Source organism: Psychrobacter sp. bablab_jr014 (assembly GCF_016464015.1).
Lineage (GTDB): Bacteria > Pseudomonadota > Gammaproteobacteria > Pseudomonadales > Moraxellaceae > Psychrobacter.
In genome coordinates, this window is record NZ_JACDXT010000030.1 from 44434 (window position 1) to 60298 (window position 15865).

A 15865-nucleotide genomic window follows, 5' to 3' on the forward strand; every position below is an offset into this window, starting at 1 on the left:
TGGCAGTTACATAGAATGTGGGATACTCTCATTACCCCTTATACGCCTTGAGCTATAAGGGTTTTTTTATTGCCGAATTACAATTAACTAAACCTGTCAACAGCGCTTCTTTACCAACTTAAACCTATTTTGATATTTAGACTTATCAAGACAGTAGAACCCTCTACCCTTCCAACACATTTATTCTGCCCAGTTTTAGCCCCTTAAAGAAACAATGGCTTTTATTCACAAGTATTAATAAACCATCGTGGTGCATAGGAGCCTATAGGTCTGGTCTATTTTGGTGCAAAAAAAGAAGGCTTCGTACTCAACAAAGAACCACAGTGGTGCAATTTTCTATATTTTTGGCTGGCATAGATATTGAAGTAATAAAAATAGTAAAACAGTCAAAGCCAATTGATTGACTCACCTTGTTGCTATTTTACTCTTTTTGGAGAAGTTTATGTGTTTATTGCTGACCCTTGCTACCGCTACCCCACTGAATAGCGCCCCTCATACCGACTTACGATTGACCTCACGCTTATCTATAGTGGCGCTTGCCGTTGTAGGTAGTTTGAGCCTTGCTGGCTGTCAAAAGCCAGCCGAGACGAGCTCGGAGACGACAGCTAGCGATACCACCACTCAAAGCGCAGCGGCGGCTAATGGCGATACTATTAAAGTCGGTATTTTGCACTCTTTATCAGGGACGATGGCCATCTCTGAGACCTCGCTAAAGGACACCGCGCTAATGACGATTGAGGAGATTAATGCCAACGGCGGGGTGCTCGGCAAGCAATTAGAGCCTGTCGTCGTTGACCCTGCCTCTGACTGGCCGTTATTTGCTGAAAAAGCACGCCAGCTCCTCACACAAGATAAAGTAGATGTCATCTTTGGGGGCTGGACCTCAGTGTCGCGTAAGTCGGTACTGCCCGTCGTTGAAGAGCTCAATGGCTTGATGTTTTATCCGGTGCAGTACGAAGGTCAAGAGCAGTCCGAAAACATCTTTTATACTGGTGCGGCGCCCAATCAGCAAGCTATTCCTGCCGTTGAATACTTGATGAGTCCTGAAGGCGGTAGCGCTGAGCGCTTTGTATTATTAGGCACAGATTATGTCTATCCTCGTACCACCAACCAGATACTACGCGCTTTTTTACAGTCTAAAGGCGTTGCCGATAGCGACATTATGGAAGAGTACACGCCATTTGGTTTTAGCAATTATCAAACCATCGTCTCTAATATCAAAAACTTCGCTACGGGCAAAAAGACAGCAGTCATATCAACCATCAACGGCGACTCCAACGTGCCTTTTTATCGCGAGCTTGGTAATCAAGGTATTGACGCCGCTGATATTCCAGTCATGGCATTCTCAGTTGGTGAAGAGGAGCTACGCGGTATCGATACTAGCGCGCTGCAAGGGCACTTAGCGGCATGGAACTACTTTATGTCGGTCAAAAACCCAACCAATAACGACTTTACCAAAAAGTACAAGCAGTATGCGCTCGATAACAACTTACCCAATGCCGACAATGTCGTCACTAACGACCCTATGGAGGCCACCTACGTCGGTATCAATATGTGGAAGCAGGCGGTGGAGGACGCGGGTAGCACAGATGTGGACAAAGTCCGTATCAGTATGGGCGGTCAGACTTTTGCTGCCCCTTCAGGCTATACGCTAAAGATGGATGCAGAGAACCATCACTTGTGGAAACCGGTCATGATCGGTCAGATTCGCCCCGATGGTCAATTTGATGTGGTCTATAAGACACCCGAGGTTATCCAAGCTTCACCGTGGAGCCAGTACATTCCTAAGTAAGGATTATCCTAAGCTTTACTTTCTTATTGGTATCAATATCAGCAAACCTTGATAGTCCCGCCAAGCTATAGGCTAGCTTGGCAGGGTTGGAGGAGTGTTGACTATAAAAAAGGATTCCACTATGTCGCCTTATCCCTCTTTTATATATGACGCCCAGGCTAGCGGCTTTAACAAGGCCTTTAGTGCTGTTAGTCTGAGCCTATCATTTGTGCTTCTTTGCTTAGCATTTATGCTCGCTTTAACCCCGCTTCCCGCTTCGGCTGCCGACACCGCAGTAGATAGTCATTCCCCTGCCAATACAGTAACCAATACAGTAGCGACCACCTCTAATCTTGCCAACGATGATAAGAGTTTGCTTACGCAAAATGCGCAGTCTTTGACTACGCCTGCCACGCTTACCAGTCCAGTTACCAGTCCAATTAACAGTCAGGGCGATGCCATTGAGCAGTTTGTGGCTGCAGACTTTAGTCAGCGCCAAGCGATGCTGGGTCAGTGGCCAGGCTCCGCTGAGAGTCTCGATACGTTAGTTGAGCTGATTGATAATGATGAGCTGTATCAAGGCAACGGTGGGCAAACTTATTTGCTAAACGCTGATGACGAGCTGTTTACCTATCCTGATAGAGATCTGACGGACGAATGGCCAAGCGATCTGGCGCAAGTAACATTGACTAATGCCCTGCGCTCCGCACTGGTGTTTGGGCAAGCAAAAGTAAAGCTGGATTCAGACGATCCGGCGCAGCGCTTGCAAGCGGTGAGTATCCTTGCTGATAACATCGAACAAATAGACCCTGCAATAGTCAGCGCAGCAGCCGTGCGCGAAGATGACGCGGAGGTGAGCGCCGCGCTTAGTACCTTGCAGGCGAGGCTAGACTTTCGCGATGGCGACGTGGCTACCCAAATCGCCGCGCTTGACGTGCTCGCTGACAGCGATAGCCCGCAAGTGTTAATCGATGTCAAACAGGCGTTGGCAAACGACAATCTTGACCCTAATCTTAAGGCGGCGTTGCTGGCGGCTGAAGCAAGTATTGAGCGGCGCATCTTGATCAGCACGTGGACGGGGCATCTGTTCACTGGTCTTAGTACTGCCAGTATCTTACTACTAGCAGCGCTAGGGCTTGCGATTACCTTTGGGCTGCTTGGCGTCATCAATATGGCACATGGCGAGCTGATTATGATTGGCGCGTACACCACTTATGTGGTGCAAAACCTATTTCAAGCCTATCTGCCTGAGATGGCAAGCTGGTACTTACTCGCCGCGATACCCAGTGCGTTTTTGGTCAGCGCTGTGATCGGTATGGTCATCGAGCGTATCGTGATCCGTCCGCTCTATGGGCGTGAGCTTGAGACCTTACTGGCGACGTTTGGTATCAGTTTAATTTTGATGCAGCTGATACGCATGGTGTTTGGCGCGCAAAACGTCGAGGTCAGCAATGTCTCATGGCTTAGCGGCGCGTATCAAGTGTCCGCAAGCCTTGCCCTTCCCTATAACCGCATCGCTATCATCGGCTTTACGGTCGTTATTCTGCTGCTATTGGTGTATTTACTTAACAAAACGCGCTTTGGGCTATTTGTACGCGCGGTAACGCAAAATCGGCAGATGGCACGCGCGGTTGGTATCTCCTCTGCGCGCATCGATATGCTGGCCTTTGGGCTTGGCTCGGGGCTGGCAGGATTGGCAGGCTGCGCACTCGCGCAAGTCGGCAACGTCGGACCAAGCTTAGGTCAGACGTATATCATCGACGCGTTCTTAGTTGTCGTTGTCGGCGGTGTCGGTCAAGTATGGGGCGCAGTGCTCGCCTCTTTAGGTTTAGGCGTCAGTGGTACGGTGCTTGAGATTGGTATTGGCGCGGTGCTTGCCAAAATTGTATTACTGGTTCTTGTGATTCTGTTTATTCAGAAGCGGCCACAAGGTTTATTTGCACTAAAAGGCCGTTTTGTTGATTAAGGAGAAGGCTATGAGAATCATCACATTATTATCTGATACTCCGCGCAGCGCTGTATTTATCGGCTTATGCTTTTTGCTATTACTTATCGTACCGTGGCTGCATCTGCTGCCTATCACCTCTCCTTTTCACCTCTCCGCTTACTGGATTACCCTTATTGGTAAGATTATGGCGCTAGCAATGGTGGCGCTGGCCCTAGATTTAGTCTGGGGGTACGCGGGTATTTTGAGCTTAGGGCATGGGCTGTACTTTGCGCTTGGCGGTTATGCCTTTGGTATGTACCTCACGCGCGAGACCGCAGGCGACGGTATCCCTAATTTTATGCGCTTTTTGAGCTGGACTGAGCTGCCGTGGTATTGGGCAGGGACGCAGCACTTTTGGTGGGCGAGCGCTTTGGTGCTATTGGTGCCAGGTATCGTTGCCTTTATCTTTGGCTTCTTTGCTTTTCGCTCAAAAATAAAAGGCGTGTACTTCTCGATTATTACCCAAGCTATGACGTACGCGGCGGCCTTACTGTTCTTTCGTAATGAGACAGGCTTTGGTGGCAACAATGGTTTTACCGGTTTTACCACTCTTTTGGGCTACGACATTACTGCCGCCTCCACGCGCGCTACCTTGTGCTTTGTGACCGCACTGGCACTACTGCTATCTTATGCTGGCCTGCGTTATTTGATGGGTCAGCCTTACGGGCGCGTGCTTGGCGCTATTCGCGATAGTGAAAACCGCTTGCAGTACTTAGGTTATCGCACGCTTTGGTACAAGCTATCGGCATGGGTGCTATCAGCGGTTATCGCTGGTATCGCAGGGGCGCTGTACGTTCCGCAAGTGGGCATCATTAATCCTGGCGAGATGAACCCGATTAACTCCATTGAGATGGCCGTGTGGGTCGCTGCTGGTGGCCGCGGTAATCTTATCGGTGCCATCTTAGGCGCAGGCGTAGTCAACGCGCTCAAGACTTACTTTACCGTCGCCTATCCTGAGGTCTGGCTATTAATACTTGGCAGTCTGTTCGTCGTTGTCACCCTATTTTTACCAAACGGCATTATTGGTCTGCTTGGACGCTTTAAAAAGGAAAAATCTGATGCTCAATAATCATTTATCAACATCGCTTGTCTCTAAGCTGTCTAGCAATTTACCTGATAAAGCGCCTCAGAGGTCGCTAGCTATGACAGCTAAGGCGCTTGATGAATACGACTACGATGACGACCATAGCGACGGTTTGAGTTACCCTAAGCCTCGCGGCGCAGACTTTAGCCACGGTATTGCGCTGTACCTTGAGGAAGTGAGCGTCTGGTTTGACTCATTTCGGGCGCTGAACAACTTGTCCTTGTACATCGAAGAAGGAGAGCTGCGCTGTATTATCGGTCCTAATGGCGCGGGCAAAACAACCTTGATGGATGTGATAACCGGTAAGACCCGTCCTACCGAAGGTAGCGTGTTCTTTGGGCAAACCTATAATCTGGCGACTATGTCAACAGAACAAATCGCAGAATCAGGTATCGGGCGCAAGTTTCAAAAACCGACGGTGTTTGAGAACTTTAGCGTGCTCGATAATTTACTACTTGCCGCGCCCAAGGACAAACGCGTAATGGGCAGTTTGCGCAGTAGGCTTGATGCCGATACTCGAAACACACTTGAGGCGACCCTTGAGCAGATTCGCTTGACAGACAAAACCCGCCTGCCCGCAGGCCTCCTCTCGCATGGGCAAAAGCAGTGGTTGGAGATTGGTATGCTGCTGATGCAAAGTCCTAAGCTTATCTTGCTCGATGAGCCAGTCGCTGGTATGACGGACGCTGAAACCGAGCACACCGCTGAGCTATGTCTGCGCCTCAAACAAAATCATACCTTAATCGTCGTCGAGCACGATATGAGCTTTATTGATGCCATTAGTGAAAAGGTCACGGTACTTGCCCAAGGGGCTATTTTAGCTGAAGGTACTTTAGCTGAGGTGCAAGAAAATGAGGCGGTCATTGAGTCCTATCTTGGACGCTAACGGCTTGACTTTTACTGCTTAAAACCATTTAAACATAGGAGCCTCTATGCTAGACGTTAAGGCAATCAATCAGTACTACGGCGGCAGTCATATTTTGCGTGACGTGTCATTTACTGCGCCGGTTGGCGAGTGCAGTGTAATACTCGGGCGTAACGGCGTTGGCAAAACCACTTTACTTAAATGTCTGATGGGCATACTCCCAATCAAGTCAGGACAGGTTGTCCTCGATGGTACAGACATCAGTAAGCTCACTCCTGAGCAGCGCGTGCGCGCCGGACTCGCTTACGTGCCCCAAGGGCGCGATATATTCTCAACACTGACGGTAGAGGAAAATATTTTGATCGGTATGGCCAAGTTCTCCCACAGCAAAGCGGGGCGCGTTCCCAGACACTTATACGACATCTTTCCGGTACTCGATGAGATGAAGCACCGGCGCGGCGGCGATCTGTCAGGGGGTCAGCAGCAGCAGTTGGCAATCGCACGCGCACTGGCCTCAGAGCCGCGCGTGCTGATACTCGATGAACCTACCGAAGGTATCCAGCCCTCAATTATCAAGGATATCGGACGGGTCATTAAGGATTTAGGCTATCAAGGGGATATGGCGATTGTACTGGTTGAGCAGTTCTATGAATTTGCAGAGGAGCTGGCGGATAACTACACCGTGCTCTCGCGCGGACAAGTGGTCGCTCAGGGCGCAGGAGAAGATATGGCAGACAACCACATTCAAGAATTGGTAGCCATCTAAAAGCATACGTTTCAAGAATGCTTTTAAAAGCGCTTTTTTAATAGCATACGTCTCAAAAGGAACATTTTATTTTGACTTGGCAATCTACGTTACATCTTTATTTTGACCATACAGCTGACGCGGCAAAAACTCGGCTGTATCACCGTGCCCATACTGGGGCACTGGTGGTACAACGCGCACTGTATCCTGAGCCTGATTACCAAGCAGGGATTTGTCATATCTATGTGTTATATCCTCCCGCTGGTATCGCGGATGATGACCGCTTAACACTGGAGTACAAGCTAGAGGCAAATAGTCACGCGGTGATTACTACCCCAGGCGCGGGCAAATGGTACGGGCAACGACAGGCGCAGCGCCAAGCGCATTATGGCGAAGCACAAAAATGTGGCAAACCAAGTCAGCCTATAGACAGCAGTAGCAGCACTTTGCTTGATAAGCGCTTATTAAGCGCTACGGTTGAGGCCGTACAACATATCAGCGCCTACCTCGATGACCACGCTATCCTTGAGTGGCTGCCCCAAGAGAGCATTTATTACGATCACTCTGTCTCTAACGCTACTAACCGCTTTTATTTAACCCAAACCGCCAGTTTGCTCACTTGGGATATCGCCGTGTTTGGTCGTCAAGCGTACCGAGAGACTTTTGCTCATGGTCACTATGCCAATCGTTTAGAGATATGGCGAGATAACGTGTTATTGGTCAAAGAGCATACCGCGCAGCAGGCCGATACCCGCTGGTTTACCTCAGCACTCGGGCTAAATAATCAGCACGTGCATGGCTCGTTTTGGGCCATACCCAGCATTGATACCATTGAAGCAGAGCTACAAAAAAACCCATTAAAGCTGGGACAGTATTTAGATGAGACGATCAGCGAGATACGCAGTCTTATCGATAAACAGTCCCTACCCATTTATTGTACGCACAACTATCAAGGGATCAATTGTCGCTACCTAGGGTCTGATGTACGAGCTTGTTTTGAAGCCTTTTACCAAGCCCGCGAGCTTATCAGGCGCAAATGGTATGCGCTTGAGCCGCATCGACCAAGGATTTGGGACACTTAGTTTTTAACTCTGACCTATTCTAAAGCGATAGCTTTTGACAATAGACTCTATTGATCAACAGCGATGTGACTAGGGCGTGTCCCTATTTTAAAAATGGTGATAAAAATGAGATAAATCGAAGGCAAACAAGGAAAATAGCGCAGGTAATATCAAGATATTGGCTAGCTATTTGACACCGTTTGCCAAAGATTTAGCCATTTTTAGCCCATTTAGTCATAAACGCTTGAATTAGGGACACGCCCTAATGTGATAAGTAAATAAACAAATAACATGACCACTCATTATTAAGGCTATTAAGGATAATCCGATGCAACTAACCCCTACCGAAAAAGACAAACTCATGCTATTTACCGCCGGTATGGTCGCTGAACGTCGTAAAGAGCGCGGCGTCAAGCTCAACTATCCAGAAGCCATCGCTTATATCAGTATGCTGCTTATGGAAGGCGCCCGTGATGGCAAAACCGTAGCACAGCTGATGAGTGAAGGCGCGACTTATCTCTCAACTGATGATGTCATGGACGGTATTGCTGAGATGATTCACGATGTACAAGTCGAAGCCACCTTCCCTGACGGCACCAAACTTGTGACCGTACACAACCCTATTGTCTAGTAAGACCTATAGAACAATGAAGGATGACAAAAATGAGCAAAAATAAAAAGATAAAAGCAGGCGAATATAGAATCAAAGCAGGAGATATGGCCCTAAATTCGGGGCGCTGCGTGCAAAGCGTAGAGGTCGTCAATACAGGTGACCGTCCCATTCAGATCGGCTCGCATTATCACTTCTTTGAGGTCAACGAGGCATTAAGCTTTGATCGAGAACCCACGCTTGGCTACCGTCTCAACATCGTACCCGGAACTGCGGTACGCTTTGAGCCGGGGCAAGCGCGTGAAGTAGAGCTGGTTGCCATCGCAGGTCGTCAGCATATATATGGTTTTGCAGGTAAAGTGATGGGAGCGGCCGATATCAAGCGCACGCCACACACCTCGCAAAAACGCGTGGATAGACGCATCCATGCTGAGCACTTTGGCCCGACCACAGGCGACAAAGTGCGCTTGGCCGATACCGACTTATGGCTTGAAGTAGAGTATGATTTGACCAGCCACATCGACCAGCGTCCTAATACGTGTAGCGTCAGTATCGGTGAGGAGGTGAAGTTTGGCGGCGGCAAGGTTATCCGTGATGGCATGGGCCAATCACAGCTGCTTGGTAGTCAAGTAGCCGACACCATTATCACCAATGCTTTGATTGTTGACTATACCGGTATTTATAAGGCCGACGTGGCTATCAAAGAGGGTCGCATTAGCGGTATTGGCAAAGCCGGCAACCCTGATATTCAGCCCAATGTAACTCTGCCGATTGGCGCAGCGACTGAGATTATCGCTGGAGAAGGCAAAATCCTAACTGCTGGTGGTGTTGACAGTCACATTCACTTTATTGCTCCCCAGCAATGTGAAACGGCCTTGATGTCTGGAGTCACCACCATGCTTGGCGGCGGTACTGGGCCTGCCGAGGGCACTCTAGCCACCACTTGTACGCCAGGCGCTTATCATATTCAAAGTATGCTAAAAGCCAGCGATGCCATTCCTATGAATATCGGGCTGCTCGGTAAAGGTAACGTTAGCTTACCTGAGCCTATTATCGAGCAAGTTGCAGCGGGGGCTATCGGTCTAAAACTGCATGAAGACTGGGGCTCAACACCGCAGGCTATTGATAACTGCTTGAGTGTGGCTGAAGAGTACGATGTGCAGGTCGCCATCCATACCGATACATTAAATGAAAGTGGCTATTTGCATAGCACGTTAGCTGCCTTTAAAGAGCGCTGCATCCATACCTTTCACACCGAAGGCGCAGGCGGTGGTCATGCGCCAGATATCCTAAAGGCCATTGGTGAGCCTAATGTCCTGCCGTCGTCAACCAATCCGACGCGTCCCTTTACGGTCAATACCATCGATGAACACCTCGACATGCTCATGGTCTGTCACCACTTAAGCCCAGCCATCGCCGAGGACGTGGCTTTTGCTGAGAGTCGTATCCGCCGCGAGACTATTGCTGCTGAGGACATTTTACAAGATATGGGCGCCATCTCCATGATGAGCAGCGACTCGCAAGCGATGGGGCGCGTAGGAGAGGTCATTGTTCGCACGTGGCAGACCGCTGATAAAATGAAAGCGCAGCGTGGTCACTTAGCACCTGACCAAACGGCCAAAACGGAGCAGTCCTCAGAACATATCACCTTAAGTCATGCCGACTTTGATAGCGGTAATGATAACTTTCGTATCAAACGATATATCTCTAAATACACCATCAATCCCGCTATTACCCACGGTATCAGCGATGAGGTCGGCTCTATTGAAGTTGGCAAATGGGCGGATCTGATTTTATGGTCACCCGCGTTTTTTGGGGTAAAACCGGACAGCATTATCAAAGGCGGGTTGATAGCTGCCGCGCCTATGGGCGACCCTAACGCCTCCATTGCTACCCCGCAGCCTGTCCACTATCGCCCTATGTTTGGCAGCTTCCCTAAAACGGTAGCGCAAACTTGTATCACCTTTATGTCGCGTACTGCCTTAGAGAAAGGTGTTGATAAGCAGTTGGGACTAAATAAAGTCATCAAAGCAGTACACAACATTCGTCAAATGCGAAAACAAGATATGAAATTTAACAGCTACTGCCCGATTATGGAAGTCAATCCAGAGACTTATGAAGTGCATGCTGATGGGGAGCTGTTGACCTGTGAGCCTGCTGACTATTTACCAATGGCTCAGCGTTACTTTTTATTCTAAAGGTCTTTTATAGTAGTGCTAATTCAGCTCACTAGACATCAACCCCCTATTCCCCTATTTGAACGGACGATAAAGCAACTTATGAAAATATATACACAGCGTCTCGACCCAGCAGCGCTTAGCGCCGAACAGCAAGCCGTTATTGATGATCAAAAACAGGCACAACACTTTTTATATCTGGATTTCGATACCCGTCAGCGTAGCCGCTTTAAAGCGCAAACGCAGCAGCAACAAGCCGTTGGTATTGACCTACCGCGCACAGAAACCATCAAAAATGGCAGTGTGTTGGCTAATAATCAAGGCGAATTGATACAGGTGATGGCCGCTAAGCAAGGGTTAATCAAAGTCACCGCTGATAATAGCTTCGATCTTATGAGGGGCGCTTATCATCTAGGTAACCGTCACGTGCCTTTAATGATTACCCCTGACGCCCTGTACTTTGAGCCTGACCACGTGTTAGAGGCGATGCTGGGTCAGCTTGGCCTACATACTCAAGCGGTACAAGCAGCGTTTGAACCAGAAACGGGAGCCTATAAAGGTGAGCACGGGGGACACGCTCACGGTCATGCGCATAGCCATACTGATAGCCATGGACACAGTCACGCTCATCACAGCCATGCTTATGCATATGCTCATACTCACAGCGCTCAAAGCGATAACGGACATTCGCATAGCGATGGCAACGCTTATGACTAATCATGATACGTCCTTAGCGCAATCGAGCGCAAACACGGTAGACGCAATAGACGCGATAACTGCGCTACACTCTATAGATATAGACGTCACCGGACGTTTGCTTATGCTGGCGTCAAGTAACTTGCCGATCGGTAGTTACACCTATTCACAAGGTATAGAACCGGCTATTGAGTCTGGGCTTATTTGTGACGAGGCCAGTAGCTTGGAGTTTATGAGCGACTATCTAGCACTGGCATTATGTCGTTACGAGCTACCGCTATTGGCGCTTATGATGGCAGCGCTTATGAGTGATGATAGCGCCCTGGCTGATGCTTTAGGTGCCGATTACCACGCCAGCCGCGAAAGCAAAGAGTTTGTCTATGAGTCGAGCCAACTGGCGCTGTCTTTATCAGCTTGGCTTGGTGATGTGCTTGAGCTTGACGTGCCTAATCGTCTGCTTGCTCATGGGTTTTTACCCTTATTTGCGCATATCAGCTCGTATTGGCAACTTGAGCCTGCGCAAGCTATGACTACCTATGCTTTTGGGCAAATTGAGAACATGGTGCTGGCGGCGGTCAAGACTGTACCACTTGGACAAATGGCAGGCCAGCGTATCATCTGGCAGTTGCAGCAGTTATTAAGTGAGCGCATACCGCCCTTAGCGGCTAGCGTTCAGCAAAGCTTTTTGCAGGTGCAAAAACTATCGTTAGCGGCTAACAGCCTAGAGGAGACTAGCATCTTAAAGCTAAACCTGCTTTATAAAGAGCTGCATATGTCAGCTAACTTGCCGAATTTAGCGATACTATCGTGTCAGCATGAAAGACAATATAGCCGCTTGTTTCGCTCTTGAGTGCTAACTCACACTATTTCACTTAAACACTATTTATTTGTACCAAACTTTTAATTACTCACGACTTTATTGAGGATATTTATTTATGGCACTTACACCCAAAGCCGACCATACCCATTCAGAGACTGGCCTATCTCCTCTACGCTTAGGTATTGGCGGTCCCGTTGGTTCAGGAAAAACCGCACTCACGCTAAGATTGTGTCAACGCTTGCGTGATGACGTCAATATGGCAGTGGTGACCAACGACATTTATACCAAAGAAGACTCTGAATTCTTAACGCGTCACGAGGCCATGCCAGCCGAGCGTATTCGCGGTGTCGAAACGGGCGGCTGTCCGCATACTGCTATCCGTGAGGATGCCTCCATCAATTTATCTGCCATCGCCGAACTACAACACCAATTTGCAGGGCTTGAGCTTATTATTATCGAATCTGGCGGCGATAATTTGGCGGCGACCTTTAGCCCTGAATTATCTGATTTAACCCTATATGTCATCGACGTCTCAGCAGGCGATAAAATCCCTCGTAAAGGCGGACCTGGCATTATGAAATCTGACTTACTTATTATCAATAAAACCGACCTTGCCCCCTTAGTAGGCGCCTCACTTGAGGTGATGGCGCGCGATGCCAAAAAGATGCGCGGCGATAAGCCCGTGGTCTTTAGTAACATGAAAACCGGCGAAGGTCTCGATGATATCGTTACCTTTATCCTAGATAAAGGCATGATTAGCGCGGCATAAGGTGCTGCGTATAAATAGATATTCTACAAACCCCACCCCTGACTTTAGTCAATCAATATTAAAAGTGGTACAAGACAGACGAGTGCAAGTACTACAGTAGTAGGCTAAACGAGTCTAACGCTGTAACACTTTAATAGTGGTTCGACTCTATATCGACTTATTAAATCATTAAGGACACATCATGAGCACACAAGCTTCAAAAACCATGACTAAAAATAAGACAGCTAAAAATCTAATCGATAAGGCGGCAATGACTCGCACTCTAGCACTGTCATCTTTGTTAACGGGACTGCCAACACTAGTATTTGCTCACCCTGGGCATGGGGTGATGACAGCTGATGGCGCCTTTGGCAACTCAGTACTGTCAGGTATCATGCACCCTTTGACGGGGCTGGATCATCTTGTACTAGCGCTCGGTATGGGCATGCTCTTGACGCAAATGCACAGCTTTAAAAAAGGCTTTGTCTCGTTAGGCTTAGGTTTAGTGGCAGGTTTTGCCCTAAGCTTAAATATGAGCTTAAACAGTACGTTTATTGAGTCCGGCATTGTACTGTCTATCGTCTTACTCACCATGGCACTGATGAGCCGCTACTTTAACCGTGGATTCAATCAAAGCAATGAAGCGTCGGTAAAAACGTGGCATAATTTAGCCATCGCAGGATTTGGTGCACTCGCTATGCTCCATGGGGCAGCGCACGCTATCGAAGTGCCCGCTAACAGTAGTACAACTGGCTTTTTCATCGGTATGATTATTGCCATGCTTGGTCTGTATACTGTGGGTAGAGGCGTTGCCACTTACCTAAATACTCACTTGCAAGACAGCCTGATGATCCAGCGTGTCCTGGCGGTGGTTGGTCTATGCGGCGTGTTGTTTATTTAGTTTTATAAGACATTAGCAGCTTTGTTAAACACTTTGCTAAGTCTCGATTTTATCGTGAGCTGACCATACAAACATGCTGATGAAGCATCATATAACCCATGACAACCGCTTAAAAAAAACAGATATTTGTCTATTAAAATACTTATTTTTGGTGAGGAGTTTTGTAGCGTCAACAGTATACGCAAAAAATTGCAAGATGGTCGTGTGACTTTAGAGTTTGGCGCGTCATCTTGCGTCTGACTTACACAATGCCTATCGTTAATGGTGATTTTATGACGGATAGGTCACTGGGTATCACCTCAAAATACTTATGCTGCCTATCCGTCCCACTCTTCACACCGCGCCACCCTATTCTCACAATCATACGTGGCGCGCTGGCATGTTAAGGATACGACGATGCAGTACACCGCCCCGCTACGCGATATGAAGTTTGTCATGCATGAGCTGCTTGACAGCGAGCAGCATTATAAAACGCTACCTGAATTTGCAGAAACGGATATCGAGCTGATGGACAGCTTGTTTGAAGCTGGTGCAAGCTTTGCGCAAAAGGTTATTTCACCCTTGAATCAAAGCGGCGATGCTGAAGGCTGCCAGTTTAATGATGGTCAAGTGACCACGCCAACAGGCTTTAAGGACGCCTATCAGCAGTATTGCGAATTGGGCTTCCCTGCGCTGTCGGCCGAAGAAGAATTCGGTGGACAAAACTTGCCATTGTCACTATCTACCGTTATCAATGAGATGATGGGCACCGCCAACTGGTCATTTTCGATGTATCCAGGCCTGTCACACGGCGCGATACAAACGATCGAGCATCACGGTACCGACGAGCAAAAAGCCACCTATTTAGAAAAAATGGTCACAGGCGAATGGTCAGGAACGATGTGTTTGACCGAAGCGCAAGCAGGTTCTGACCTTGGTATTATCACAACCAAAGCCGTGCCCAATGACGATGGCACCTACCAAATCACGGGACAAAAAATCTTTATCTCTGCAGGTGAGCACGACTTGACCGACAACATCGTGCATATTGTGCTTGCCCGCCTGCCCGATGCGCCAAAAGGCACCAAGGGCATCTCGCTATTTATTGTACCCAAAGTTTTGGTCAATGAAGACGGCAGCTTGGGCGCGCGCAATCAAGTGCACTGCGGCTCGATTGAGCACAAAATGGGTATCAAAGCATCAGCGACGTGCGTGATGAACTTTGATGGCGCAACTGGCTATCTGATTGGCGCAAAAAATAATGGTTTGGCGTGTATGTTCACTTTTATGAACGTGGCGCGTTTGGGTACGGCCATTCAAGGTGTGACCGCAGCAGAATACGCGTTTCAAGGAGCGCTTGCTTATGCCAAAGACCGCAGTGCCATGCGCGCGCTATCAGGCGCAAAAGCACCCAAACAGGCAGCCGACCCCATCATCGTCCATCCTGCGGTACGCGGTATGCTTTTGACCGCTAAAGCCTTTGCCGAAGGTGGCCGCGCATTGGTGTATTACTTGGCACAGTTTGCCGATACCGTAGCCAAAGGTGATGATAAGGCGCGTCGAGAAGCGGACACTATGCTGTCATTATTGACGCCAATTGCGAAAGCCTTTTTGACCGAGACAGGCTTCGAAGCGGCCAACCACGGCGTACAGGTTTTTGGTGGGCACGGTTATATCAGCGAATGGGGCATGGAACAAAACGTCCGCGACACCCGTATCGCTTGCCTCTATGAAGGCACAACCGAGATTCAGGCATTGGATTTACTCGGTCGTAAGGTCATTGGCTCACAAGGCAAAATGCTGGCACCCTTCACCCGCATGATTGACGAATTCTGCAAGGAGCACGCAGACGATGATGAGATGGGGCAATTTATTCGCCCGCTGATGCGCCATAACGATGAGTGGTCAAACGTCACCTCACGTATTGCCATGCAAGCCACCGAAACCCCCGAAGCCATTGGCGGTGCAGCTGTCGATTATCTGTACTTTAGTGGCTATGTGACCCTCGCCTACTTGTGGGCGCGTATGGCGCAAGTTGCACAAACTGCGCTGGCAAATGGCACAAGTGAAACCGGCTTTTATGAAGCCAAAATTAAGACCGCGCAGTTTTATTTTGCCAAACTGTTGCCACGCGCGCGCACGCATATTCAGCGTATCGATACCGGTGTTGAACCCTATATGACCATGGACATTGAAGAATTTGCGTTTTAATCGTTTTTATTACTAACAATCAAATCAATAACAAAAGCGGCAATCTTGATAGGTTGCCGCTTTTTTATGGGTTATCGTCCTATCGTAGAAACAATCACAGTAAGCGAAAAACACCCCGCAATCGCACGTATTTATGCAAGTGTTTATTGTCAATTATTGATGTACGCATGATTCACGAAGAGATACACAGCACTTTTATGAATTTGCTAG

At 48.5% G+C, this 15865-nt stretch carries 12 protein-coding genes and 1 pseudogene; all 13 read left to right on the top strand.

The genetic code is table 11. The features are described from left to right. The first annotated feature begins 442 nt into the window (after positions 1-442). Positions 443-1792 (top strand): urea ABC transporter substrate-binding protein, encoded by a 1350-nt coding sequence (urtA, locus tag JIE71_RS08055; RefSeq protein ID WP_199508210.1) that lies wholly within the window; start codon positions 443-445, stop codon positions 1790-1792. Positions 1793-2021: 229 nt separating this feature from the next. Continuing rightward, positions 2022-3737, top strand: a complete 1716-nt coding sequence (urtB, locus tag JIE71_RS08060) for an urea ABC transporter permease subunit UrtB (protein ID WP_416232023.1) — start codon at positions 2022-2024, stop codon at positions 3735-3737. A 10-nt stretch (positions 3738-3747) separates the two neighbouring features. Then, positions 3748-4827 (top strand): urea ABC transporter permease subunit UrtC, encoded by a 1080-nt coding sequence (urtC, locus tag JIE71_RS08065; RefSeq protein WP_199508211.1) that lies wholly within the window; start codon positions 3748-3750, stop codon positions 4825-4827. 139 nt (positions 4828-4966) lie between these two features. Beyond that, positions 4967-5728 (top strand): annotated as a pseudogene (urtD, locus tag JIE71_RS08070) (urea ABC transporter ATP-binding protein UrtD); the annotation flags it as partial. 46 nt (positions 5729-5774) lie between these two features. Then, the gene (urtE, locus tag JIE71_RS08075) at positions 5775-6473 is read left to right on the top strand and encodes an urea ABC transporter ATP-binding subunit UrtE (RefSeq protein WP_199508213.1); all 699 of its coding nucleotides are present in this window, start codon (positions 5775-5777) and stop codon (positions 6471-6473) included. Between the two features lie 71 nt (positions 6474-6544). Then, positions 6545-7534 (top strand): urease accessory protein UreD, encoded by a 990-nt coding sequence (locus tag JIE71_RS08080; protein ID WP_199508214.1) that lies wholly within the window; start codon positions 6545-6547, stop codon positions 7532-7534. Positions 7535-7841: 307 nt separating this feature from the next. Next, positions 7842-8144: an urease subunit gamma gene (ureA, locus tag JIE71_RS08085; RefSeq protein ID WP_025643648.1), complete on the top strand. Its 303-nt coding sequence runs from the start codon at positions 7842-7844 to the stop codon at positions 8142-8144. 32 nt (positions 8145-8176) lie between these two features. Further along, positions 8177-10321, top strand: a complete 2145-nt coding sequence (gene ureC, locus JIE71_RS08095; RefSeq protein WP_228284594.1) for an urease subunit alpha — start codon at positions 8177-8179, stop codon at positions 10319-10321. An 81-nt stretch (positions 10322-10402) separates the two neighbouring features. Next, positions 10403-11017: an urease accessory protein UreE gene (gene ureE / locus JIE71_RS08100; RefSeq protein WP_199508215.1), complete on the top strand. Its 615-nt coding sequence runs from the start codon at positions 10403-10405 to the stop codon at positions 11015-11017. Further along, entirely contained in the window at positions 11010-11846 is an 837-nt protein-coding gene (locus JIE71_RS08105) for an urease accessory protein UreF (RefSeq protein ID WP_199508216.1), read from the top strand. Before ureE ends, JIE71_RS08105 begins: the two co-directional genes overlap by 8 nt. 85 nt (positions 11847-11931) lie before the next feature. Next, positions 11932-12585, top strand: coding sequence for an urease accessory protein UreG (ureG, locus tag JIE71_RS08110; RefSeq protein WP_199508217.1), 654 nt, complete (start codon positions 11932-11934; stop codon positions 12583-12585). Between the two features lie 181 nt (positions 12586-12766). After that, positions 12767-13465 (top strand): HupE/UreJ family protein, encoded by a 699-nt coding sequence (locus JIE71_RS08115; RefSeq protein ID WP_199508218.1) that lies wholly within the window; start codon positions 12767-12769, stop codon positions 13463-13465. Positions 13466-13861: 396 nt separating this feature from the next. Next, positions 13862-15655, top strand: coding sequence for an acyl-CoA dehydrogenase C-terminal domain-containing protein (locus tag JIE71_RS08120; protein WP_199508219.1), 1794 nt, complete (start codon positions 13862-13864; stop codon positions 15653-15655). The last annotated feature ends 210 nt before the right edge of the window (positions 15656-15865 follow it).